The organism is Flavobacterium succinicans LMG 10402 (assembly GCF_000611675.1).
In the GTDB taxonomy this organism is placed as follows: Bacteria; Bacteroidota; Bacteroidia; order Flavobacteriales; family Flavobacteriaceae; genus Flavobacterium; species Flavobacterium succinicans.
This window is the reverse complement of the sequence record NZ_JATV01000007.1, coordinates 141478-164123: the sequence shown is the minus strand read 5'-3', so window position 1 is coordinate 164123 and position 22646 is coordinate 141478. Positions and strand designations below refer to the sequence as shown.

Sequence of the window (22646 nt, the reverse complement as noted above, 5' to 3'; positions counted from 1 at the left end):
GGGATTTACTATTTAGGATTTGCCCTTCGACTGCGCTCAGGATGATAAATTGGATTTTGGATTTTGTTTATTCCATTCTTATTCCCCATCCTTTTTCTCAGCAAAAATCAGATTAAGTCCTAATTGAAAAGAGGCACTTTGCGCCTTGACAACATCTCTAAGTTCTAACAAATTATCTGCCATCAAATAAAAATTTACAGGACCTATTTGTGTCGACAAACCCAAACCAATATTCTTACTCGAAAAAGAATCTACGGTATACGTAGCTTTGGCTTCTAAACCCGTGAAGAGTTTCTTTCTATAAAAAGCCGTCAACGCCATCATTGGAAGTCTTGGAGTAGACATAGCAAAATACTGCAATCCAACGGAGTTATTATATTTTGCAGCACCATCACTGGATTTACAATTACAATCTTTTTCTTCGGTTTGTCCGAAAGAATATTGTGCAGAAGCATTAAATTTCACCGGTCTCCACGAGGTATAACTTCCTTTTAAGGTATCTCTAGGAAAAGCATCTTCAAATTCTTGCGACACATTATTGCCTCCTGTTCCTGTAAAAAAATCTGGAAGAATGCCTTCATAGTTATATATCCCTTTCGCACGATAGCTTTCTACTTCTTTTGAATGACGAATAAAACCAACATCAAGCACACTAGCGGTAATTTGAATGTCTTTCTTGGGATAATAGGTGATTCCAACATCAAAACCCAAACCTAGATTCCCTCCTAAAAGCGCTCTTTTTTTGATGTCTTTGGCCACATCCGAGTCGTCATCTTTATCATCATATTTTGCAATTCCAGAGGTATTCAATAACATGTCAGCCGAGATCACTTGGTCATAAATACTTGCATTGTCGACAGAAGGAATGGTGTACAAATAACCAGAGTTTTTAGTAGAACGAGCATCGAAAATACTAGAATAAATCTTTCCTCTCACTCCCCAAATCAATTTTTCGCTTTGTCTTTTATTGTACCCTACATGAAAAACGGTTAACATTTCGGCACGAGCATTCAAATCACTCAGATTAAAATATTTTCCTAAATAATTTTGATTTCCGTCTAATGCCAAAAGAGCAAAATCTTTTGGAACATAACTCAATACATCTAATTCTTCATACATTCCAAAAGAAATATATGCAGTATTGTTCCAATCACCAACTTTAAATCCTCCTTGAAAAACCTCTGCTTGTTGGTTTACACTCACTTTATCATTTCTTGAAGTTGAAAAAATGACCTTGCGTAATTTGGTATTAAAATCAACGCCATCATCTGCAAACAAATCATAGGCAGAAAAGCCCGTAGAGCCTACATTTGCTGAAAATCCTGACAATAACGGAATTCCTGCATACCATTTGTAGCTAACATCAGCTCCAGGATTTAAAGATAATGATTGAGGAATTGCCGTAAAATTATATAAAACGGCTTTGTTTTGAGCGAAAAAAAAGTTGCCTACTGAAAGAAGCACAATCAAAGTAATTTTTCTCATTTAATATCAAAATAGGCGGTTATACTAGAACGTAATTTCAAATTTCCAACACTAGTAGCGCTCAACGGAGGGCCTGGCAATAGTGTAATTACAAAGGCAATTTTTTTGGATTGCTTTAGCAAATCAAGATTCGCTCCTTGATAGACTACTGTTCGTTTGGTAACATTAGAAGTTCCAGCATAAGCCGGAATATCCATTCGAATAGAACTTACTGGTGCATTGGCATTATCCAAAAAGAAAAGTTGAAGTTCAAAGTTTCGGTTGATCGTGTTATCCACTTCAAAAAACAAATCCGTTTGGATTAGATTTTTTTTAAAAAAAGTATCATCAAAAACTCCTAATTCTGGAGTGTCAATACTCACTGTTTGTTCCAAACCATTATTTACAAACTGATTTGCTACAAGATCAAAACTCGCCAAATTTCCAATAACTACAGGGCGAAGTTCAATATCATTGGCTTGGTCAAAATCAAGATCGCTGCTACAAGAAAAAGAAAACAGTATCAAAAAAAACACGAGTAGGGTTTTGTAGGCTTTCATTGCATTCACATTTTAATTATGGTTAAAAACGTATGTCCCTTTATTTTAGTATTCTAGATTAATGAAACTCCCCAAACAATTTAGAGGCTTCGTTGTAAGCACTCTCAAAACTCATCGCGCTCAAATTGGTGTTTTCCTTTTTAGCGGTAAAAAAAGAGAGTAGTTTTTCCGTAGGCATATTTCCAGTTAAACGATCTGTAGCCATTGGACAACCACCAAAACCCTGAATCGCTCCATCAAATCGTCTGCAACCAGCATGATAAGCGGCATCAACTTTTTCAAACCATTTATCTGGAGTAGTATGCAAATGAGCCCCAAATTCTATCGCGGGATATTTAGGAATCAAATTAGAGAACAAATGCGTAATAACTTCGGGGGTGGAACTACCAACCGTATCGGACAAAGAGAGAATTTTTACCCCCATTTGCGCCAATCGTTCTGTCCATTCGCCTACAATTTCTTCATTCCAAGGATCTCCGTAAGGATTTCCAAATCCCATAGAAAGATAGGCAATCACTTCTTTTTGGTTTTGGTCGGCAATTTCGAGAATTTCTTGTAAGGTAATTAATGATTCTGTAATCGTTTTGTGCGTATTTCGCATTTGAAAATTCTCAGAGATCGAAAAAGGAAAACCCAAATATTGAATCGGTTGATGCGATGCGGCATCTTTAGCTCCTTTTACATTAGCGATAATTGCCAAAAGCTTACTATCGTTTTTGGACAAATCCAATTGTGCTAAAACCGCAGCGGTATCCTGCATTTGAGGAATCGCCTTAGGAGAAACAAAACTCCCAAAATCAATACTATCAAAGCCTACTCGCAACAAAGCCTGTAAATAGGAAACTTTCCGAGCCGTAGGAATCCATGTTTTGATTCCTTGCATCGCATCACGAGGGCATTCGATAATTTTTATTGGCTCCATATGCATCAAAGATAGCAAAAGGAATTAAAGTTCAAAATCGAAAAATAAGAAAGTAAGGGAGTGATTAGTGATTAGTAACTAGTGATTAGTAACTAGTGATTAGTAACTAGTGATTTATCGACAGCCAATAGCTAAAAGCCAATTAGTCCTTTAACTAGCTTTTATGTGCTTAGTTTTAAATAATTTTCAATGACATTCAAAACATAATATAAATGTTTTGATTTCAGAATTGATCCAAAAAGGCACTATTTCATTTTCTTCAAAATCGCTTTATTGATCGCCTTAATCAAAGCGGGACCTTCATAAATAAATCCAGTGTACAACTGAATCAAACTCGCTCCTGCGTCTAATTTTTCTAAAGCATCTTCTGCAGAATGAATCCCTCCTACTCCAATAATTGGAAAAGCATGGTTGCTTTTTTGTGATAAAAATCGAATCACTTCCGTAGATCTCTTAGTCAAAGGCTTACCGGACAAACCACCCGCTTCCATTTTGGCTTCAGAAACCAATCCTTCTCTAGAAAGAGTTGTATTGGTAGCAATTAAACCTGCAATTTTGGTTTCGGCCATGATGTCAATGATATCCAATAACTGATCATCGGTCAAGTCTGGCGCGATTTTCAATAAAATAGGTTTAGGATTAGCTCTTTCTAGATTTTTACTTTGCAACGTTTGCAACAATTGAGTCAAAGGCTCTTTATCTTGCAAAGCTCTTAAATTTGGCGTGTTTGGCGAACTTACATTGACCACAAAATAATCCACATAATCAAACAAAGCTTCAAAACAAATTTCATAGTCCGAAGTAGCGTCTTCATTGGGTGTCAACTTATTTTTTCCAATATTACCGCCTATCAGCACATTGGTATTTGATTTTAAACGCTCTACAGCCTCCAAAACCCCTCCGTTATTGAATCCCATTCGATTAATAATGGCTTCGTCAGAAATCAATCTAAAAATTCGTTTTTTAGGATTCCCATCTTGTCCTTTAGGTGTTAAGGTTCCAATCTCAATAAATCCAAAACCAAAATTTGAAAACTCTTTATACAAACGAGCTTCTTTATCAAATCCAGCTGCTAAACCTACAGGATTTTTAAATTTCAATCCAAACACTTCTCGCTCTAATCTAGGATCTTCCACACAATATATCATTCTGAAAAGAGCAGAAAAACCAGGAATTTTAGATATGAATTTGATAAAAGCAAAAGTAAAATGGTGCACTTTTTCGGGATCAAAACAAAAAAACAAAGGGCGGATGAACAATTTATACATGTGAGGTAGGATATAATTATTTTGAACTGCAAAAATAAAGAATTGATTTTAGAAAGCACTTAAGTATACCAGAAATGAAAACAAAAAAACAAGTCGAAATATGTACCTTTGCTCAAAAATTAAGTACCATGCAACATATTATCGATCGTTTTATTAGTTATGTAACTGTTGATACAGAATCTGATCCAAATTCTGAAACCACCCCAAGTAGCGCCAAACAATGGGATCTAGCCCACCAACTTGTGGCTGAATTAAAACAAATAGGATTACAAGACGTTACTATTGATGACAAAGCCTATATCATGGCGACGCTGCCAAGCAATATAGACAAAAAAGTGCCAACCATAGGATTCATTTCGCATTTTGACACGACTCCTGATTTTACAGGCGCGAATGTAAAACCACAAATCATTCCGAACTACGACGGCAAAGTCATCGTACTCAACGAAGCGCAAAACATTGTGCTTTCGCCAAAATATTTCAAAGATTTATTGCAATACAAAGGACAAACCTTAATCACCACCGACGGAACTACGCTTCTTGGTGCCGATGATAAAGCCGGAATCACCGAGATTGTTTCGGCAATGGAATTTTTGATTCAAAATCCGGATATCCAACACGGAACCATTAAAGTTGGTTTTACTCCAGATGAAGAAATTGGTCGAGGCGCACATCATTTTGATGTAGAAAAATTTGGAGCCGACTGGGCTTACACTATGGACGGCAGTCAAGTAGGCGAATTAGAATACGAAAACTTTAATGCAGCTGGAGCCAAAATCATTTTCAAAGGAAAAAGTGTTCACCCTGGTTACGCTAAAGGAAAAATGATCAATTCAATGCTTCTTGCCAATGACTTCATAAGTGACTTACCAAAAGATCAAACCCCTGAAACCACCAAGGGCTACGAAGGTTTTTTCCATGTACATCACTTAAAAGGGAGTATAGAAGAAACCGTTTTGGAATTAATCATCAGAGATCACTCTAAGACTAAGTTTGAAAAAAGGAAAGAACGCATTGAAAAAATGGTTCGAAAAATCAATAAAAAGTTTGCCAAACAATTCGGAGAACCTATCGCTATTGCCGAAATCAAAGATCAATACTATAATATGAAGGAAAAAGTACTTCCTGTAAAACACATTGTAGATATTGCCGAAGAGGCTATGAAACAAGTTGGCGTAAAACCAATCATCAAACCGATTCGCGGCGGAACGGACGGTTGTCAACTTTCTTACAAAGGATTGCCTTGCCCAAATATTTTTGCAGGTGGCCACAACTTTCACGGAAAATACGAATATGTACCTGTAGAAAGCATGCAAAAAGCAATAGAAGTTATTGTAAAAATTGCCCAACTTACTGCTACTACTGATTTTGAAAATCCTGCCCCAAAAACAAAACGCAAAAGATAGGTAACTGCCTATCTACAGTCCTCAATTTAAAGAGTCTTGAAAATTAATACCTCCAAAAAGTCATTCCACTTTTTGGAGGTATTTTTATGTTCAATTTCTAATTCAAGTTCAACAAAAAACTTAACATTGGAATTGATTAATGTTTGATATATTTGTTAACAATAAATAAACAATTACTTAACATTAACAAATAAGTCAATAAAACCATAATTAACAGCCGACACCATGATAGACAAAACAGAAAACCATAACACTCCAGAGGCTACACCTCCAACACCAGAACAACCAAAATCGGAAAAGCCGATTGCAAGAAGAACAAGAACAACAAAAACAGCAACACCTGCCGCAAAAAAGGCCACACAAGAGACTACAAAAACAAGCGTTGCTAGACCAAAAACAAGAACACGCAGTACAAAAGCAATCACTCCCTCTACTGCTCATGAAGAAAATATCAGCCCTGAAATTGAAGAAACTGTAACGGTAGAAAAAACAGAAATCACGGCACTTGATCTAATCCCTACTAAAAAACCAAAGGACAAAAAAAAGAAAAAAAACAAAGTAAAAATGAGCGAAAAGGAAAAGAAAAAAGCCAAAAAAGCTAAGGCAAAAGAGAAAGCCAAAGCAAAAGCCAAGAAAGCTAAAAAGGCCAAAAAAGAGAAAGCAAAAAAAGCAAAACTTAAAGCGAAATTAAAAGAGAGAAAGGCCAAAGCCAAAGCTAAAAAAAACAAAAAAAGCAAAAAGAACAAGAAAAAATAACCCGATTGTTCCAAACTAAAAAACCCCAAATTCCAATTAATTAGGAATTTGGGATTTTTTGTATTCGATTAGTAAAACTACTATTTCTTAGCTAAAGCTGCACTCATTTCCATTGAAATAGCAGAACGCTCCATTTTCAATTTTCCTGACATAGTTTCGATAATAACTGTCGTTTCAGCTAACTCCGCAACTTTTCCGTGTAAACCACTTTTAGTCACGATTTTATCTCCTACTTTTAAACTGCTTTCAAATTCTTTTTCGTTTTTAGCACGTTTTTGTTGTGGTCTAATCATGAAGAAATAAATCACCACAAACATCAATAAAAACGGCAAAAACTGTTGTAATTGTTCCATAATAAAAATCTTAATTTGTTATTCTTAGTTTTGTTTTAATTCTGTTTATTAATTACTAAAGACGATCGGCGACAACACCAGCACTATAGCAATCCTCTTCCTACTTTAACCAATTTCTTGCTTTCAGTCAATTCTTTGACCAAGTTATCTAAAATTCCATTGATAAAAATACTACTTTTTGGAGTAGAATACTCTTTGGCAATCTCTAAATATTCATTCAAAGTTACTTTTACTGGTATCGATGGAAACTTCAAGAACTCACAAATTGCCATTTTTAAGATGATCGTATCGATTTCTGCAATACGATCACTGTCCCAGTTAGGTGTTTTATCGTCGTAAGTTTTGGCCAATTCCTTTTCGTTCAAAAGGGTTTTTCGGAATAAATCGCGAACATATTCTTTATCTTCGGTATCCTTGTATAGTTTTGGCACTCTAAAATTATCCTCTTCAAGTGGTTTTAAAGCTTTTAATTGCTTTAAAATATGAGTATTCACCATCGGAATATCATCAATCCAAGTCAACTTATCATCTTCCAAATATTCATACAATTTCTCGTTTGGAACAATAACCTCTTCAAAAATTGCTGCAATAAAATCGCGGTCTTCCTCAAAAGTATTCACCGAATTTTTCATGTACTCTGCATACAGCTTACTTTGCTTTACCGCATTCAACAAAATGATAATATAATCATCATTTAAAGTCCAATTGTTGATTTTGCGATTTTCCATAGCAATACTCAAAGAATTATTCTCTGCCAAAATCTGAAAAACAGCATTTTTGATAAATTTTTCGTTAGGATTGCGTTCTTGGGCAGTTGCTAGGTGTTTTTTACTGGAGAGGTGTAAAAAAACTTGTTCTTTTTTACATATTTCTAACAAAGAAGAAACCATTGTTAGATATAAATCTAGAATGCTATCAATACTGTAAAAAAGAAATTTTTCTTCTTTTTCAAGCGTATCCGAACCATTTTGATGGATTGCATAAATGGATTGCATGACTTTAACTCGAATGTGTCTTCTGTTTACCACCTTGTAAGAACTTTAAAAATTAGCTGGCAAAATTAAGAATTTCATCTCTTAAATGAAAATTTGCAAGGTATTTTATTTTATAAATAAAAAAGCGCCCCAATTAATGAATGATTCGAAAAAACATTCACTAATTGAAGCGCTGTACAATCACAAAATTCTTATTTGCTGTTAGCTAACTTACGCTCTGCAATACGTTGCTGTGCGATAGTTAATGCCGCCTGATGAGTTGTCATTTTATTTGCTAATGCAAAATCAAAAATTTCTAAAGTAGTATTGTAAATATTTTCGGTTTTAGCCATGATTTCTGCTTTTCCGTAATGTGCTAATTCCGCATATACATTGATGATTCCACCTGCATTGATTAAGAAATCTGGCGCATACAAAATACCTCGTTCTTGCAAAATTGCACCGTGAACTACTTCATTAGCTAATTGATTATTGGCTGCGCCAGCAATTACTTTGGCTTGTATTTTACGTACTGTATCATCGTTAATTGTGGCTCCCATAGCACATGGCGCGTAAATATCTACTGCTTCTGAATACACATCACTACCTGTATACACCGTGGCATTGTATTTTTTTCCTACTTCATACAAACGCTCTTCATTAATATCTGTAATCGTCACCAAAGCGCCTTCTTTAGTCAAATATTCTACCAAAGCTTCTCCTACGTGACCAATTCCTTGCACCAAAACCTTCTTTCCAGTTAGCACATCCGAACCAAATTGTTGTTTTGCTGCAGCTTTCATTCCCATATACACACCAAAAGCAGTTACTGGCGATGGATTTCCAGCTCCACCTCTTTCTTCTGAGATTCCTGTAACATAAGGAGTCACATCTCTCACGATGTCCATATCGGCAGTTTCCATTCCAACATCTTCGGCTGTAATATATCTTCCACTTAATGAATGTACAAATTCACCAAATTTACGCATCAATTCTGGAGTTTTTTGCGTTTTGGCATCACCTATAATTACCGCTTTTCCTCCACCAATATTTAACCCTGTAATGGCCGATTTAAAGGTCATTCCACGTGACAAACGCAAAACATCATTTAAAGCTTCCCACTCATTGGTATAATTAAACATTCGTGTACCTCCTAAAGCAGGCCCCATTACCGAATTATGAATACCAATAATTGCTTTTAAACCTGTATCTTTGTCGTTGCAAAACACAATTTGTTCATGGTCATCAAACGAGATTTGTCCAAAAACTGGATCCATTTTTTGAATTTCCTTAGCGGTTGCTAGTGTTGCATTCATAAGAAAGTTGTTTTTTTTGATTTTATAAATATGATAAAATTTCGATTCAAAAATATAAAATAATTAAACATAACCTAATTTTATAGCTACATTTTAAATATATCATAATTATAAATCCTTCAAAACTTTCATAAACTTCTTTTTATTATCAAAAAACATTCAGACAGCACCTTATAAAAATGAAAGAATTACGTTATTTAGACAAGTACTTTTTAAAATACAAATACAGCTTTTCACTTGGAATAGTTATTACAATAGTAGCACAGATTTTTTCATTGTTTACTCCCAAACTAATCAGTAGTTCTTTAGAAGCCATTGAAAAATTTGATCAACTTTCTAGTATTGAAAAAGCCTCTACACTGGTTATTCGTGATTTCAAAGAAGAACTCATTCACAATGTGCTGCTGATCATTGCCACCACGATCATTGCGGGATTTTTGACCTTTTTAATGCGTCAAACTTTAATTGTAATGTCCCGCCATATCGAATTTGATTTAAAAAACGAGGTGTTTCGTCAATATGAAAACCTATCCCAAAACTTCTACAAACAAAACCGCACCGGCGATTTAATGAACCGTATTAGCGAAGATGTCTCCAAAGTACGAATGTATGTTGGCCCAGCGGTAATGTACTCGATCAATACTTTTATTCGTTTTGCTATCGTGATCGCTTATATGTACAACGTTTCGCCCACGCTTACGCTATACACCTTATTACCATTACCACTTTTATCTTATGCCATTTTTAAAGTAAGCTCGGAAATCAATAAAAGAAGTACTATTTTTCAGCAATATTTATCCAAAATCTCCAGCTTTACGCAAGAAATATTCTCAGGCATACGCGTCATCAAAGCCTATTCCCTAGAAAACCAACAACAAAACAACCTAGTGGATCTTGCAGAAGAAAGCAAAAGCAAAAGCTTGAATCTCGCACGTACGCAATCCTTATTTGGCCCTTTAATGCTAGCACTAATTGGCGTTAGCAACTTGGCTGTTATTTATTTTGGAGGAATGTTGTACATAGATGGCACCATAAAAAGCATCGGAACAATAGCCGAATTTATACTATATGTCAACATGCTTACTTGGCCGGTAGCCTCTTTAGGATGGGTTTCATCCATGGTACAAGAAGCCGAAGCTTCTCAAAAAAGACTCAACGAGTTCTTAAAAATCGTTCCAGACATTCAAAATAAAAACGAAAACGATAGCAAAATAGAAGGCCATATTGCTTTCGAAAATGTAAGCTACACCTATCAAGACACCAATATCGAAGCCTTACAAAACATTTCATTTACCGTAAAAAAAGGAGAAACACTTGCCATTTTAGGTAACACCGGTTCCGGAAAGTCAACAGTACTAGCCTTGATTTCTCGAATGTACGACGTAACCAATGGACAACTCAAAATAGACGGAAAAGAAATCAGTCAATTGAACTTATTCGATCTTAGAAACAGTATCGGAATTGTACCTCAAGACGCCTTCCTTTTCTCTGACAGCATCAAAAACAACATTAAATTTGGTAAAGAAAACGCATCTGACAACGAGGTATTCCAAGCCGCGAAAAACGCGGTAGTTCATGATAATATTGAAGGCTTCAACAAAGGATATGACACCGTTCTTGGAGAGCGAGGCATCACACTCTCGGGCGGACAAAAACAACGTGTATCTATTGCTAGAGCCATCATTAAAAATCCAGAAATATTATTGTTTGACGATTGCTTATCTGCCGTTGACACCGAAACGGAAGAAGCGATCCTTAATAATTTATTCGAAATTTGCAAAGACAAAACCACCATTGTGGTAAGTCACCGCATTTCGTCAGCCAAAAATGCCGACAAAATTATCATCCTTGAAAACGGCAAAATCATACAACAAGGAACTCATAATCAATTAATAAACCAAGAAGGCTATTATGCAGCCCTATATTTAAAACAACTTTCAGAAAAAGAATTACTCTAAATGTTGCTAAATAGATAATTTTTTATCATTTTTGATTACTATTAATAAAAGGATCGAAAGAATTATGAGAGAAAATGACATGCTAGAAAAAGAAGAAATTTACTCTAAAGTGCTTCGCGCTGGAAGAAGAACCTACTTTTTTGACGTAAGAGCCACCAAGGCAGACGATTACTACATTACCATTACCGAAAGCAAAAAATTCACCGAAGAAGATGGGTCTTTCCACTTCAAAAAACACAAAATTTACTTATACAAAGAAGATTTTGCTGCTTTTGAAGAAATTTTAGGCGATATGACTTCATACATTTTGAACCATAAAGGCGAAGAGGTAATTTCTGAAAGACATCAAAAAGATTTTAAACGCGAATTCAATACCGAGACAACAGAGCTTGAAACCACTCCAAAAGTATCCAGCTTTACCGATATCGATTTTGACGACATTTAAGAAAACAAACTACAAAACGAGTCCAAAAGTCATTTGATTTTTGGACTTTTTTTTTGAAGCACCTCAACCCTTTTTTACCAGACAATCCCTCCTGCTGTACACTATATCTTGCTCGGCGAACCCCGCCAAGCAAGGATGCCGTTCCCATCAGGGCTATAAAAGAAACCCTCTTTTTCATAACTTTTTAACTCCATAAAAACACAAAATTGAGTATATTTAGGTTTTAAAAAAAACAGCATGAAAAAAACACTTGTACTACTCCTATCACTATTAATTTATTCCGCCAACTGGGCCCAAAAAACCGAATACGTTCAAATCAACAATCTTCCCTATTACCCCGAATACAACACTAAACAAGATACCTACCTCAAAGAAAGATGTGTATTGGACTTGTATTACCCCAAGAACACCAAAAATTTCGCTACCCTTATTTGGTTTCATGGCGGCGGGTTAACGGGGGGAAATAAAGAAATTTTAGCAGGCTTAAAAGAAAAAGGGTTCGCAATTATTGGCGTAAACTATCGTCTTTCCCCTAAAGTAAAAGTCAAAAATTGCATTGAAGATGCCGCAGCAGCAATAGCATGGACTTTCAAAAACATTGAGAAATATGGCGGAAACAACGCACTATTATTTGTTTCAGGACATTCTGCAGGAGGCTATTTAGCCATGATGACAGGCTTAGATAAAAAATGGCTCCAAGCACACAACATAGATGCCAACAAAATCGCAGGGCTTATTCCACTTAGTGGCCAAGTCATCACCCACTTCGAAAACCGAAAAGAGAGAGGCATACCCGAAACACAACCACTTATTGATGAATTCGCTCCTCTTTATCATGTTCGAGCAGACGCACCACTTTTACTATTGATTACAGGTGATCGCGAATTAGAACTGCTAGGCCGCTACGAAGAAAACGCTTACATGATGCGCATGATGAAGATCAAAGGCCACACCGCCACCACACTATACGAACTGGATGGATACGATCACGGCATGATAGAACCTGCACTACCCTTGGTCATTAAAGAAATCAACAAAAGAAGTCAATTCCTATCTCAAACCAAATGATACCACATTTTCTAATACTCTCAGGCCTTGGCGACTCAGGACCACAACATTGGCAAAGCTATTGGCTCAAACAGCTACCAAATACCACCAAAATAAAACAGGACAATTGGGATAAACCTCAGCTCGACGAATGGCTGGATCGGCTTAACCAAACCCTTCAAACTTTGGAACATCCTACAATTCTTATTGCACACAGTTTGTCTACAATTTTAGTAGCGCATTGGACTCAAAAATACCAGCATCCCAACATCATCGGAGCATTACTAGTAGCACCGGCCGATGTTGAATCTGTAAATCATACGCCTGAAATAATTTGGAACTTCGCTCCCATTCCAAGAGAAAAAATGCCATTTCCTACAATTGTAGTTGGTAGCGAAAATGATCCTTACATGACCTTACCCCGAGCCAAACAACTTGCTAGTACTTGGGACAGTGAATTTATTAACATAGGAAAGAAAGGCCACATTAACTCAGATTCTAACTTAGGCGATTGGGAAGAAGGCAAAAACATAGCCTTCCGCTTGACTGAAATGGCCATTACAAAATTCTCAAACCATTCTCCACTTTAAAATCCAGAGCTAATAACACCACATCACCTGAGTTTCCTACAGCCCCCAAAACCAAACATTCGCTCATAAACTTACCAATTTGTTTTTTGGGAAAGTTAACCACTGCAACAACTTGTCGTCCTACCAAATCCTTTTTTTGGTAACGCATCGTAATTTGCGCCGAAGATCTCCTAATACCTAATTCAGTACCAAAATCAAGAATAAGTTGATACGCTGGTTTTTTGGCTTCAGGAAAATCAAGGACATCTATCACTGTAGCTACCCTCATTTCTACCCGTTCAAATTCCTGCCAATTGAGCGGTGTTTGATTTTCAAAATTCATAACCTCTTATTTTTATAATAATCAATACTACAAAAAAAATCTCAAAACAGTACTGCTTTGAGATTTCTAATTTATATCAGATGAACTGATTACTTATAAGAAGTAGAATAAAAACTATTATTTCACGTCCATCAATTCTACGTCAAAGATCAAAGTAGCGTGTGGTGGTATTACACCTCCTGCTCCACTTGGTCCGTAAGCCAAATCAGACGGAATTACAAAACGAGCTTTATCACCTACTTGCAACAAAGCAATACCTTCGTCCCAGCCTTCAATTACTTGTCCTTGACCTAAACGAAATTCGATTGGTTTTTTTCTTGGGTAAGATGAATCAAAAACTTTTCCATTTTCAAGAGAACCTTCATAGTGTACCGCTACCGTTTTTCCGTTTTCGGCTTTTTTTCCAGAACCTCTTTGAATGAATTGGTAACGCAATCCACTAGCTGTTTTCTCAAAACCAGCAGCTAATTGCTCCATTTTCGCTTCTGCTTCGGCTTTCAAAGCTGCTTCACGTTGCATTCTTGTTCCTTTTAAACTAATAAACGCTTCGATTGCATTCCAGTTTTTAGCCTCATCCCCAACACGAATAATCTCTAAAGTCTCTAGTTGATCACCTTGAGCTACTGCATCCACAACAGACTGACCTTCTATTACATGACCAAATACGGTATGTTTATTATCCAACCAACTTGTCGGAACGTGTGTAATAAAAAACTGAGAACCATTAGTACCTGGCCCAGCATTAGCCATAGACAAAACCCCTGGACGATCATGTTTTAATGAAGGATGAAACTCATCATCAAATTTATACCCTGGATCCCCTGTACCCGTACCTTGTGGACAACCACCTTGGATCATAAAATCAGGAATTACACGGTGAAAAGACAAACCATCATAGTATTTTACGCCTTGAGGCTTTACTTTATTTTCCATGTTTCCCTCTGCCAAGGCAACAAAGTTACCTACGGTTCCTGGAGTTAAGTCATGCGTTAATTTTACTAGAATTTCACCTTTTGAGGTATTAAATTTAGCGTATATTCCGTTTTCCATTATTCTTTTTTTTTATTGAGCAGCAAATTTACAAAATAAACTCGATATCAATTTCTACTAATTCAAATTAATAGTTACAACTTACTCCTACTGCATTTCATTAAAAATAAATTTTAAATCTTTTTGCATTGGAAAAAAAACAACCATTTCAAGATCTAAATCAATTATTCCCTCTTGCATTTGCCCTATTACCTCCAGCTGGTCGAGAAACAGGATTTGATGCCGGTCTAGCTGCGGGTCTAGTTACTGGACGACTAGAAGAACTAGCGGGTCTAGTGGTAGGCCTAGTAGAAGGAGTACTCGGTCTTGTACTTGGACTTACCGGTCTAGTAGAACCCGTATTTTGATTGGACGGTAAAGTAACGGGACGATTTGCTCCTGTATTAGGAGCAGTAGGTCTGTTCGTGCCAGTAGACGGCAACGTAGTAGGGCGATTGGTTCCTGGGCGATTCGTTCCAGTATTTGAGCCAGAAGGTCTATTTCCTGTGTTAGACGGCAACGTAGTAGGTCGATTGGCTGTAGGTCGATTAGAACCACTAGGACGAACACCCGGATAAACCGGTTTTTTATACACCTTGCCATTGTAAGTAGATCGATATAAACCATTGACACGGTTATTGACTACAATAGGTGAATATACTCTACGATTGGAATAATAGGTGCGATAGTATGGCGCCCTAAGTATAGCTGTACGACGATAATAATAATGATTATGATAACGTCTGTGATACCCCCAATAATCGTAATAATATACTGGTCTCCAAGGTCTCCAATACGAAGGATAATAACCCCATCGCCAAGGAGAATGCCATGCAATGAAAAATGGTGAAAACAAATGGATAATTACTGGCCAAGCACTCACCGTGGTACCCGAATCAGAAGAATAGTTATTCGTTGTATTGTTGATAATTGTAGTGCTATTCCCTGTATACCCAGGATTAGGGGTATCCAACCTTTGCGAGACATCGTTTGGCTCTACAATGTAATTTTTGCCATACAATTCCTCATCACCAATAATTTGAACAATAATTTCGCCTTTTTTATTTCTTTCTACTTCAATAACGGCAACATCTTGTTTTTGACTTTGATTCACAGCAATTTGCAAAACGATAAAGTGGGTGTTGTCTTTTTTTTCACTTACCACCTGAATGTAGTCAATTGTGTTATCATTATTCAAATCCAAATTATTGATTTTAGTTTCAGGATTGTTGATGGCGGTCTCAAAATCCTCTAATGTTTTCGATTTTTGAAAAACATCCAAAACCGCAACTAAATTCAAATTATCTCCCGGTAAATCCAAAGCTTCTGGCTCATCTGCATACTGAGCATAACCAGAAAAACTGATACTACTGACAAAGACAAGAGTAAGAAAAGTGAAGAAATGTTTCATTTTATAATGTTTTAAAATGTTTATGAATGTCTAAGATAAAAAAAACACTCCTAGGTTTAATGCAAATACCATGTTAAATACAAAAAAAATACTCGCATTTTTAGTAATTTTACGGAACAACAAACAAATTCAATGCCACTTTTTATATCAATTTGAAAAAAAAACTATGAAAAAATTGATTTTTGATCCGTCAAGACTCTTTCGGATTACAAAAAACGTTCTTTTTTATTTAGGCTTTACATGGGCTAGTTATGGGCAAATTACCGTTTCTACAAGCTTAAATGAAGCCATCAATCAAGCATTAGAAAAAAATTACGCGCTAAAAAACAAATCTTTAGAAATTGAAAGATTACAACTTCAAGAAAAAGAAATCTGGAACAAGTATATTCCCAAAATTGAAGCAAGCGCGCTATACTCTTATTTTGACAATAAACTAACCGTTGATTTGCCTACTACACAAGTACCAATAGTCAACTATCCTCTATTTGACGGTAAAACTAGCTTTAACAACTACGGAAACCTTTTCAATGGTAGTGTAATGGCCAAAACGATACTGTTTAGTGGTTTTCAAATTCCAAATGCTGCAAAAGCCATTAAAGCAAAAACTAAAGGATCAGAGTACTTACAACAATCCGAAAAAAACAGCATTATCAAAGAGGTCATCAATACTTTTGACCAACTAGTCCTTTTAAAAACCATAGAAAATCTAATTAACGATAGCGATCGTCGACTTGAAACCGAGAACAAAAGAATCTCTAAGGCTATCGCCCAAGGTTTGGCCATTCCCTATGATAGAGATAAAATAAAACTAGCTTCGCTTGAATTAGAATCTAAAAGAATAGAATTAACAGGCAAAAGAAAACTAGTCTATAAAAAAATTGAACAATTGACCGGTTATACAGAAGCCGAAATTGATAAAGTCATATATACCTTGTCTCCGTTCCTACTTTCAGACATTAGTTTAGGCATTGAAAACAAAGAAGAAATTAAAGCTTTAGAGTCCTTTAAAACGGCTTATGAATTTTTGTTAAAGAAAGAAAAAGGCGCTTATTTACCCACACTAGGTGCATTTGGAGGTGTTACTTACTCTAGTCTGTTTGATGCAAAAGCCACTACTCCTGTTATAACCGGAATTAACGAAGCTTTGTATTTAGGTCTTAACGAACTAACCATTAGCAATAATTGGATGATTGGAGCAGCACTAAAATGGGAAATTTTTGCCGGATTTGAAAGAGAACACAAAGTACATGAAGCCAAAATCAACATTAAGCAAGTTCAGAATCAAATAGATGATTCGAAAGAAAAATTAAACTTATTACTAGAAAACAACCTAGTAAACTACTCCGTTTTGAATCAAAAAATCAATATTACTTCACAACAAGAAAAGATAGCTTCCAATAACCTAATACTATCCGTAAAACAATACAAAGAAGGCTTAATTACCATATCGGAGCGTTTAGAAGCAGAAAATGATGTATTCAAAAGCGCGGTAAGCAAAATCAACACCATCATTGAACAACGACTAGCCACTATTGAAACTATAATCACAACAGGAGACTTGTCTAAAAAGATCAAGACACAATAATTTATTATTTGAGACCTATTATTATGAAAAAAATAGCTACACTATTACTTTTGACCCTTACATTTTTTAGCTGTCAAAAAACAAAAAAAAATACAATTATTCAAGGCAAGGTAGAATACGAACAAATTGCTGTGGTCAGTAAAGTGCCGGGTAAGATTGTCCGCTTGTTTGTAAAAGAAGGAGATTGGGTCAAAAAAGGAGATACCTTAGCGCAATTGGATATTCCAGAAGTTGACGCAAAGAAAAACCAAGCCAAAGGAGCCGTTGTGAGTGCTAAAGCACAATATACAATGGCTTTAAAAGGAGCAACAGACAATCAAATGAAGCAGTTAGAAGCCAAAAGAATGGGACTAAAAGAACAATTTGAATTTGCTCAAAAATCCATTCAAAGACTAAAAAACATGCTCAAAGACTCCTTAGTTTCCCAGCAAACCTACGACGAAACTTTTGCCAAATACCAAGGCGCTTTAGCACAATATAATGCAGTACAAGCCGAAATAGACGACGCTAAAAAAGGCGCAAGAATAGAACAACAAACCATGGCCTTAGGACAACAAGAAAGAGCCTATGGCGCCTTACTAGAAGTAGAAACTGCAGAACAAGAACGCTTTGTTATTGCACCACAAGATATGTCAATCGAAACCATAACATTAAGTTTAGGCGAATTAGCTTTACCTGGCTACACCCTTTTTAATGGCAACATCAAAAACAGTGTTACTTTCCGTTTTACACTGCCTGAAAGTAAATTGAACCTATACAAAAAAGGAGAAACAGTTAGCGTAACCATTCCGTACTCTAAACAAACCATTCAAGGTGTTGTAACATCTATAAAACAATTAAGTGCTTACGGAAATATTGCAACGGCATATCCAGATTATGAATTACAAGAAAGTCTTTTTGAAATTAAAATCACCCCTACCAACCCTTCTGAAACCAAGGACTTAATTTCGAAAACCACCGCAACCATAGCTCTTAAATCATGAAAAATTTCCTTTTTTTATTCAAAAGAGAATTTGGATTGTTTTGGCAAAACAACATTCTCCGAATGCTATTTATTGGGGCTCCATTACTTTATGCTATCTTGTTAGGATATGTCTATAGCAAAGGAAAAGTAACCGACTTACCGATACTCGTAGTAGACTTGGATCAATCTGAAATGAGCGCCAAAGCCATTGAAATGTTTAACGACGACGAAGTCATAAATGTTGCTAAAGTACTTTACGACCAAAACAACCTATCCGATCATGTCATTGAACTCGAAGCCAATAGCGTTGTCATTATTCCAAAAGGATTTCAAAAAATGGTGTTCACCAAAAAATACCCCGAAATCACTACTATTGTCAACACGGCCAATATTTTAACAGCCAATTATGCCTCAACAGCCATACAAGTGTGCTTAGGAACGTTGAAAGCTGGCGTTCAAATGGAAACGTTGCGTAAACAAGGAATCCCCGAAAAAGCCATTAGCTCACAATACGAACCATTCAAAACTACCTTCATAAAAAAATTCAACCGTAGCACCAACTACATGTATTACTTGTGGCCCGGAGTATTGGCTGCAGTATTACAACAAGTCATGCTTTTGGCATTAGCCTTGTCTTTTGCTTCAGAATTTGAAAATGGAACGTTTTCTTTTTTAGTACAAAAAAGCAATTCTATAATACAAATGATGGTGATCAAAATACTCCCATATCTAATCATGAGTTTTGGCGTGTGGCTGATGTATTGGTTTTTTACTTTTTATTTCCGAATTCCCTTCTTTACTAACTTACCAGAACTGACACTAGTCGCGGGAATTTTTATACTTTCGGTTTCTTTTATTGGCATTTTGGTCTCCATATTGATCCCAAGTCAACTAAAAGCCACCGAAATTCTAATGGTCATTGCCACACCTAGTTTTATTTTGAGTGGTTTCAGCTGGCCGCTAAGTCAAATGCCCAATTGGGTTCAGGGTGTTGCGAATGTAATTCCATTAACCCACTTTTTAAAAGCTTTTAGAACCTTAATCATTGAAGAAGGATCGCTCTACCAAGTACGAAGCTCCATTATAAACATGATCATTATTGGGCTCGTCTGCTCCATATTATCTTTCATTGCCTTGTATTTCAAAAGCAAAAAGGTAACACAAGCAGAATCATAAAAAACACAAAAAAGGCAAGTGAACGAACCACTTGCCTTTTTTTATATTTTAGAAAAACTAAATTATTTCTTTTCGATTTCTCGCATACTATCCATTTTCTTATGAGCAAGAAAACCTTTGATGTCTTCAAAATGTTCTATCACTCGTTTGTTTCCAAACTCGAAAACTTTTGTGGCCAATCCGTCAAGAAAATCCCTGTCGTGCGAAACTAGAATTAAAGTTCCGTCAAAATCACGCAACGCATCTTTAATAATATCTTTAGTTTTCATATCCAAGTGATTGGAAGGCTCATCCAGAATTAGAAGATTTACGGGTTCTAATAACAATTTAATCATGGCCAAACGCGTTTTTTCTCCCCCAGAAAGCACTTTTACTTTCTTTTGAATATCATCTCCTTGAAACATAAACGCGCCAAGAATATTTTTTATTTGAGTTCGAACATCACCCACTGCAATTCTATCAATGGTTTCAAATATGGTAGCATTTTCATCTAACATTGCTGCTTGATTTTGAGCAAAATAACCAATTTGTGCATTGTGTCCAACTTCTACAGAACCTCCATTAATTTCAATTTCTTTCATAATGGCTTTAATCATCGTAGATTTACCTTCACCATTTTTACCTACGAAAGCCACTTTTTGTCCGCGCTCAATGACTAAATTGGCATCTTTAAAAATCAATTTATCACCATACGACTTTTCCAAATCTTTAACAATAACTGGATATTGACCTGAACGAGCCGATGGTGGAAATTTCAATTTTAAAGCCGAAGTATCAATTTCATCTACTTCAATTGGAACAATTTTCTCTAACATTCTGACACGAGATTGCACGGCATCGGTTTTAGAAAAAGTACCGCGAAAACGCTCAATGAATGCTTGATTATCTGCTATAAATTTTTGTTGCTCATCGTATGCCTTTTGCTGGTGAACGCGTCTGTCTTTTCGCAACTCTAAATAGTGAGAATATTTGGCTTTGTAGTCGTAAATTCTTCCCATTGTCACTTCGATCGTTCTATTTGTAATATTATCTACAAAAGCTCTATCGTGAGAAATTACCATTACCGCTTTGGCTTGATTAATCAAAAAGTCTTCCAACCATTCGATACTATCCATATCCAAGTGATTGGTGGGCTCATCGAGTAGAATCAAATCAGGTTTTGTCAAAAGAATTTTCGCCAATTCAATTCGCATTCTCCAACCACCAGAAAACTCTTTCGTTGGACGACTAAAATCTTCTCTTTCAAAACCTAAACCTTTTAATATTTTTTCAACTTCAGCTTCGTAATTAACCTCTTCAATAGAATAATATTTTTCTGAAAGTTCTGAAACTCGTTCAATCAATTTCATGTATTCATCACTTTCATAATCCGTACGAATCGTTAATTGCTCATTGATTTCGTCAATTTCTTTTTTCATATTCAAAACACCCGCAAAAGCTTTGGATGTCTCTTCCATAACAGTACAATTATCTTCCGTCAATAAATGCTGTGGCAAGTAAGCCACCACCGCATCACTTGGCGCCGAAATAATACCGCGAGTAGGCTTATTTGCACCTGCAACGATTTTTAACAAAGTAGATTTTCCTGCTCCATTTTTACCCATAAGGGCAATTTTATCAGTTTCGTTGATAGCAAATGTAACTTCGCTAAACAGCGTTGTGCCACCAAATTCAACGGCAATATCGTTTACTGTAATCATTAATTTAAAAATAAAAGGTTAGAGGTTAAAAATCAGATGATTTCGAACGCCAAAATTTTGAAGGTGCAAAGATAGTTTAAATAAAGAATTGCGCAATTGCTAACCTGATTATGTACAATAAAAAATGCCTCTCCAAAACGAAAAGGCATTTTCTATAAATAGTTGAAGCGCTAACTATTCTTTGCGATATTTTTTGGTCACTTCAAAAACATGTTCTAAAATAGCTGCTTCTTTTTCATCAAAAGCCACATTGCGACGCGACATGACCAATCGTGCAGTTTCAAAAGCTTTTTTGGTCAAATATGTCGTAAATCCAGAAGCTCCTCCCCATGAAAAACTCGGAACAAAATTTCTAGGAAACCCACTGCCAAAAATATTAGCACTCACTCCTACTACAGTCCCAGTATTGAACATCGTATTGATACCACACTTACTATGGTCGCCCATCATTAAGCCACAAAACTGAAGCCCTGTTTTTGCAAAACCCTCAGTTTCATAGCTCCACAAACGCACTTCTTCATAGTTGTTTTTAAGATTTGAATTGTTACTATCAGCACCAATATTACACCATTCGCCCAAAACCGAATCTCCTAAAAACCCTTCATGGCCTTTATTTGCGTTGGCAAAAACAACCGAGTTTTTAACCTCTCCACCAATTCGAGACCCTGGCCCTACTGTGGTAGCACCATAGACTTTTGATCCCATTTTTACTTGTGCCTTTTCACATAAAGCGAAAGGGCCACGAATCACAGAACCCTCCATAATCTCGCTATCTTTACCAATATAAATGGGTCCAGACGAAGCGTTCAACGTCACAAACTCTAATTTCGCACCTTCTTCGATAAAGACATTCTCGGGAGCAATGACATTGACACTTTTAGGTATTTGTTGCGATCTTCTATCTTGAGTCAAAAACTCAAAATCTTCTCGAATAGCAGCATCATTTTTTGAAAAAATATCCCAAGTATTTTCAATAGTAATACAATCGTCGTTGTATTCTATAATTTCATACGTATCAAAATCGACTTCTTCTTGATTTTCGGATGTATAAAAAGCAATGATTTCATCTTTCTTAAAAATAGCTTGATTGGCTTCAAGGTTACTCACTAATTCGGCCAAAATAGCATTAGGCAAAAAAGACGCATTGATCATGACATTTCCTTCTAATTCAACCATCGGATATTTGTCCGATAAATACTCTTCGGTCAAAGTTGTGGTAGTCGACCCAAGGTGCAATTCCCATTTTTGACGAATGGTCATAATACCCACCAGAATATCTGCAACGGGTCGGGTAAAGGTAAACGGTAACAAAGCATTTCGAGCGGGTCCGTCAAAAAGTATGTAGTTCATAAAAATTTAATTTGGCTATTGTTTTATTTCGATTTGGCTATCGCGCACAA

21 protein-coding genes are annotated in these 22646 nt (G+C 36.1%); 9 read left to right on the top strand and 12 right to left on the bottom strand.

The features are described from left to right. Window positions 1-78: 78 nt before the first annotated feature. The 4 genes from AO58_RS0108885 to AO58_RS0108870 form a co-directional block, all read right to left on the bottom strand. On the bottom strand, window positions 79-1485 hold the full coding sequence (locus AO58_RS0108885) for a DUF5723 family protein (RefSeq protein ID WP_024981378.1): 1407 nt from the start codon (window positions 1483-1485) through the stop codon (window positions 79-81). Beyond that, a complete protein-coding gene (locus AO58_RS0108880) occupies window positions 1482-2024 on the bottom strand; it encodes a hypothetical protein (RefSeq protein ID WP_024981377.1) in 543 nt (180 codons plus the stop codon). The genes AO58_RS0108885 and AO58_RS0108880 overlap by 4 nt, the downstream gene beginning before the upstream one ends. Window positions 2025-2082: 58 nt before the next feature. Continuing rightward, window positions 2083-2946, bottom strand: a complete 864-nt coding sequence (locus tag AO58_RS0108875; protein WP_024981376.1) for a hydroxymethylglutaryl-CoA lyase — start codon at window positions 2944-2946, stop codon at window positions 2083-2085. Window positions 2947-3191: 245 nt separating this feature from the next. After that, window positions 3192-4214: a quinone-dependent dihydroorotate dehydrogenase gene (locus tag AO58_RS0108870; protein WP_024981375.1), complete on the bottom strand. Its 1023-nt coding sequence runs from the start codon at window positions 4212-4214 to the stop codon at window positions 3192-3194. A gap of 128 nt (window positions 4215-4342) precedes the next feature. Between AO58_RS0108870 and pepT the strand changes: the two genes are divergently transcribed. Beyond that, the gene (gene pepT, locus AO58_RS0108865; RefSeq protein WP_024981374.1) at window positions 4343-5620 is read left to right on the top strand and encodes a peptidase T; all 1278 of its coding nucleotides are present in this window, start codon (window positions 4343-4345) and stop codon (window positions 5618-5620) included. A 225-nt stretch (window positions 5621-5845) separates the two neighbouring features. Next, window positions 5846-6376 (top strand): hypothetical protein, encoded by a 531-nt coding sequence (locus AO58_RS17980; RefSeq protein ID WP_024981373.1) that lies wholly within the window; start codon window positions 5846-5848, stop codon window positions 6374-6376. A gap of 80 nt (window positions 6377-6456) precedes the next feature. On the opposite strand, the gene yajC is transcribed toward AO58_RS17980, so the two are convergent. The 3 genes from yajC to AO58_RS0108845 all read right to left on the bottom strand — a co-directional run bounded on the left by yajC (window position 6457) and on the right by AO58_RS0108845 (window position 9019). Further along, complete coding sequence (yajC, locus tag AO58_RS0108855) at window positions 6457-6729, bottom strand: preprotein translocase subunit YajC (RefSeq protein WP_024981372.1); 273 nt, start codon at window positions 6727-6729, stop codon at window positions 6457-6459. An 83-nt stretch (window positions 6730-6812) separates the two neighbouring features. Then, window positions 6813-7724 carry a transcription antitermination factor NusB gene (nusB, locus tag AO58_RS0108850; RefSeq protein WP_024981371.1) on the bottom strand — a complete coding sequence of 304 codons (912 nt, stop codon included), beginning with the start codon at window positions 7722-7724 and terminating at the stop codon, window positions 6813-6815. 191 nt (window positions 7725-7915) lie between these two features. Continuing rightward, complete coding sequence (locus AO58_RS0108845) at window positions 7916-9019, bottom strand: Glu/Leu/Phe/Val family dehydrogenase (protein ID WP_024981370.1); 1104 nt, start codon at window positions 9017-9019, stop codon at window positions 7916-7918. A gap of 179 nt (window positions 9020-9198) precedes the next feature. Between AO58_RS0108845 and AO58_RS0108840 the strand changes: the two genes are divergently transcribed. The 4 genes from AO58_RS0108840 to AO58_RS0108820 all read left to right on the top strand — a co-directional run bounded on the left by AO58_RS0108840 (window position 9199) and on the right by AO58_RS0108820 (window position 13059). After that, window positions 9199-10977: an ABC transporter ATP-binding protein gene (locus AO58_RS0108840; RefSeq protein WP_024981369.1), complete on the top strand. Its 1779-nt coding sequence runs from the start codon at window positions 9199-9201 to the stop codon at window positions 10975-10977. 64 nt (window positions 10978-11041) lie between these two features. Continuing rightward, complete coding sequence (locus AO58_RS0108835) at window positions 11042-11422, top strand: PUR family DNA/RNA-binding protein (protein WP_024981368.1); 381 nt, start codon at window positions 11042-11044, stop codon at window positions 11420-11422. Window positions 11423-11659: 237 nt separating this feature from the next. After that, window positions 11660-12490 (top strand): alpha/beta hydrolase, encoded by an 831-nt coding sequence (locus tag AO58_RS0108825; RefSeq protein ID WP_024981367.1) that lies wholly within the window; start codon window positions 11660-11662, stop codon window positions 12488-12490. Next, on the top strand, window positions 12487-13059 hold the full coding sequence (locus AO58_RS0108820; protein WP_024981366.1) for an RBBP9/YdeN family alpha/beta hydrolase: 573 nt from the start codon (window positions 12487-12489) through the stop codon (window positions 13057-13059). The genes AO58_RS0108825 and AO58_RS0108820 overlap by 4 nt, the downstream gene beginning before the upstream one ends. Here AO58_RS0108820 and AO58_RS0108815 read toward each other — a convergent pair. From AO58_RS0108815 to AO58_RS17565, 3 genes are all read right to left on the bottom strand, one after another. Beyond that, window positions 13028-13381: a tRNA-binding protein gene (locus AO58_RS0108815; protein ID WP_024981365.1), complete on the bottom strand. Its 354-nt coding sequence runs from the start codon at window positions 13379-13381 to the stop codon at window positions 13028-13030. The two genes, AO58_RS0108820 and AO58_RS0108815, sit on opposite strands and share 32 nt — an antisense overlap. Window positions 13382-13498: 117 nt before the next feature. After that, window positions 13499-14431, bottom strand: coding sequence for a peptidylprolyl isomerase (locus AO58_RS0108810; RefSeq protein ID WP_024981364.1), 933 nt, complete (start codon window positions 14429-14431; stop codon window positions 13499-13501). Window positions 14432-14591: 160 nt separating this feature from the next. Next, complete coding sequence (locus AO58_RS17565) at window positions 14592-15821, bottom strand: dermokine domain-containing protein (protein WP_024981363.1); 1230 nt, start codon at window positions 15819-15821, stop codon at window positions 14592-14594. Window positions 15822-15987: 166 nt separating this feature from the next. Between AO58_RS17565 and AO58_RS0108795 the strand changes: the two genes are divergently transcribed. Genes AO58_RS0108795 through AO58_RS0108785 form a run of 3 tightly spaced genes read left to right on the top strand, consistent with a single transcriptional unit; the run spans window position 15988 to window position 19546 of the window. Continuing rightward, complete coding sequence (locus AO58_RS0108795) at window positions 15988-17406, top strand: TolC family protein (RefSeq protein ID WP_051536651.1); 1419 nt, start codon at window positions 15988-15990, stop codon at window positions 17404-17406. A 23-nt stretch (window positions 17407-17429) separates the two neighbouring features. Continuing rightward, window positions 17430-18389, top strand: coding sequence for an HlyD family secretion protein (locus tag AO58_RS0108790; protein WP_024981361.1), 960 nt, complete (start codon window positions 17430-17432; stop codon window positions 18387-18389). Further along, window positions 18386-19546, top strand: coding sequence for an ABC transporter permease (locus tag AO58_RS0108785; RefSeq protein WP_024981360.1), 1161 nt, complete (start codon window positions 18386-18388; stop codon window positions 19544-19546). Before AO58_RS0108790 ends, AO58_RS0108785 begins: the two co-directional genes overlap by 4 nt. A gap of 62 nt (window positions 19547-19608) precedes the next feature. Here AO58_RS0108785 and AO58_RS0108780 read toward each other — a convergent pair whose 3' ends face one another. Continuing rightward, the gene (locus AO58_RS0108780) at window positions 19609-21246 is read right to left on the bottom strand and encodes an ABC-F family ATP-binding cassette domain-containing protein (RefSeq protein WP_024981359.1); all 1638 of its coding nucleotides are present in this window, start codon (window positions 21244-21246) and stop codon (window positions 19609-19611) included. Between the two features lie 174 nt (window positions 21247-21420). Beyond that, complete coding sequence (locus AO58_RS0108775; RefSeq protein WP_024981358.1) at window positions 21421-22596, bottom strand: GlmU family protein; 1176 nt, start codon at window positions 22594-22596, stop codon at window positions 21421-21423. Window positions 22597-22646: the final 50 nt, after the last annotated feature.

Coding starts and splice junctions, on each gene's coding strand:
- AO58_RS0108885 (WP_024981378.1), bottom strand. CDS start 1,485: ATGAGAAAAATTACTTTGATTGTGCTTCTTTCAGTAGGCAACTTTTTT.
- AO58_RS0108880 (WP_024981377.1), bottom strand. CDS start 2,024: ATGAAAGCCTACAAAACCCTACTCGTGTTTTTTTTGATACTGTTTTCT.
- AO58_RS0108875 (WP_024981376.1), bottom strand. CDS start 2,946: ATGGAGCCAATAAAAATTATCGAATGCCCTCGTGATGCGATGCAAGGA.
- AO58_RS0108870 (WP_024981375.1), bottom strand. CDS start 4,214: ATGTATAAATTGTTCATCCGCCCTTTGTTTTTTTGTTTTGATCCCGAA.
- pepT (WP_024981374.1), top strand. CDS start 4,343: ATGCAACATATTATCGATCGTTTTATTAGTTATGTAACTGTTGATACA.
- AO58_RS17980 (WP_024981373.1), top strand. CDS start 5,846: ATGATAGACAAAACAGAAAACCATAACACTCCAGAGGCTACACCTCCA.
- yajC (WP_024981372.1), bottom strand. CDS start 6,729: ATGGAACAATTACAACAGTTTTTGCCGTTTTTATTGATGTTTGTGGTG.
- nusB (WP_024981371.1), bottom strand. CDS start 7,724: ATGCAATCCATTTATGCAATCCATCAAAATGGTTCGGATACGCTTGAA.
- AO58_RS0108845 (WP_024981370.1), bottom strand. CDS start 9,019: ATGAATGCAACACTAGCAACCGCTAAGGAAATTCAAAAAATGGATCCA.
- AO58_RS0108840 (WP_024981369.1), top strand. CDS start 9,199: ATGAAAGAATTACGTTATTTAGACAAGTACTTTTTAAAATACAAATAC.
- AO58_RS0108835 (WP_024981368.1), top strand. CDS start 11,042: ATGAGAGAAAATGACATGCTAGAAAAAGAAGAAATTTACTCTAAAGTG.
- AO58_RS0108825 (WP_024981367.1), top strand. CDS start 11,660: ATGAAAAAAACACTTGTACTACTCCTATCACTATTAATTTATTCCGCC.
- AO58_RS0108820 (WP_024981366.1), top strand. CDS start 12,487: ATGATACCACATTTTCTAATACTCTCAGGCCTTGGCGACTCAGGACCA.
- AO58_RS0108815 (WP_024981365.1), bottom strand. CDS start 13,381: ATGAATTTTGAAAATCAAACACCGCTCAATTGGCAGGAATTTGAACGG.
- AO58_RS0108810 (WP_024981364.1), bottom strand. CDS start 14,431: ATGGAAAACGGAATATACGCTAAATTTAATACCTCAAAAGGTGAAATT.
- AO58_RS17565 (WP_024981363.1), bottom strand. CDS start 15,821: ATGAAACATTTCTTCACTTTTCTTACTCTTGTCTTTGTCAGTAGTATC.
- AO58_RS0108795 (WP_051536651.1), top strand. CDS start 15,988: ATGAAAAAATTGATTTTTGATCCGTCAAGACTCTTTCGGATTACAAAA.
- AO58_RS0108790 (WP_024981361.1), top strand. CDS start 17,430: ATGAAAAAAATAGCTACACTATTACTTTTGACCCTTACATTTTTTAGC.
- AO58_RS0108785 (WP_024981360.1), top strand. CDS start 18,386: ATGAAAAATTTCCTTTTTTTATTCAAAAGAGAATTTGGATTGTTTTGG.
- AO58_RS0108780 (WP_024981359.1), bottom strand. CDS start 21,246: ATGATTACAGTAAACGATATTGCCGTTGAATTTGGTGGCACAACGCTG.
- AO58_RS0108775 (WP_024981358.1), bottom strand. CDS start 22,596: ATGAACTACATACTTTTTGACGGACCCGCTCGAAATGCTTTGTTACCG.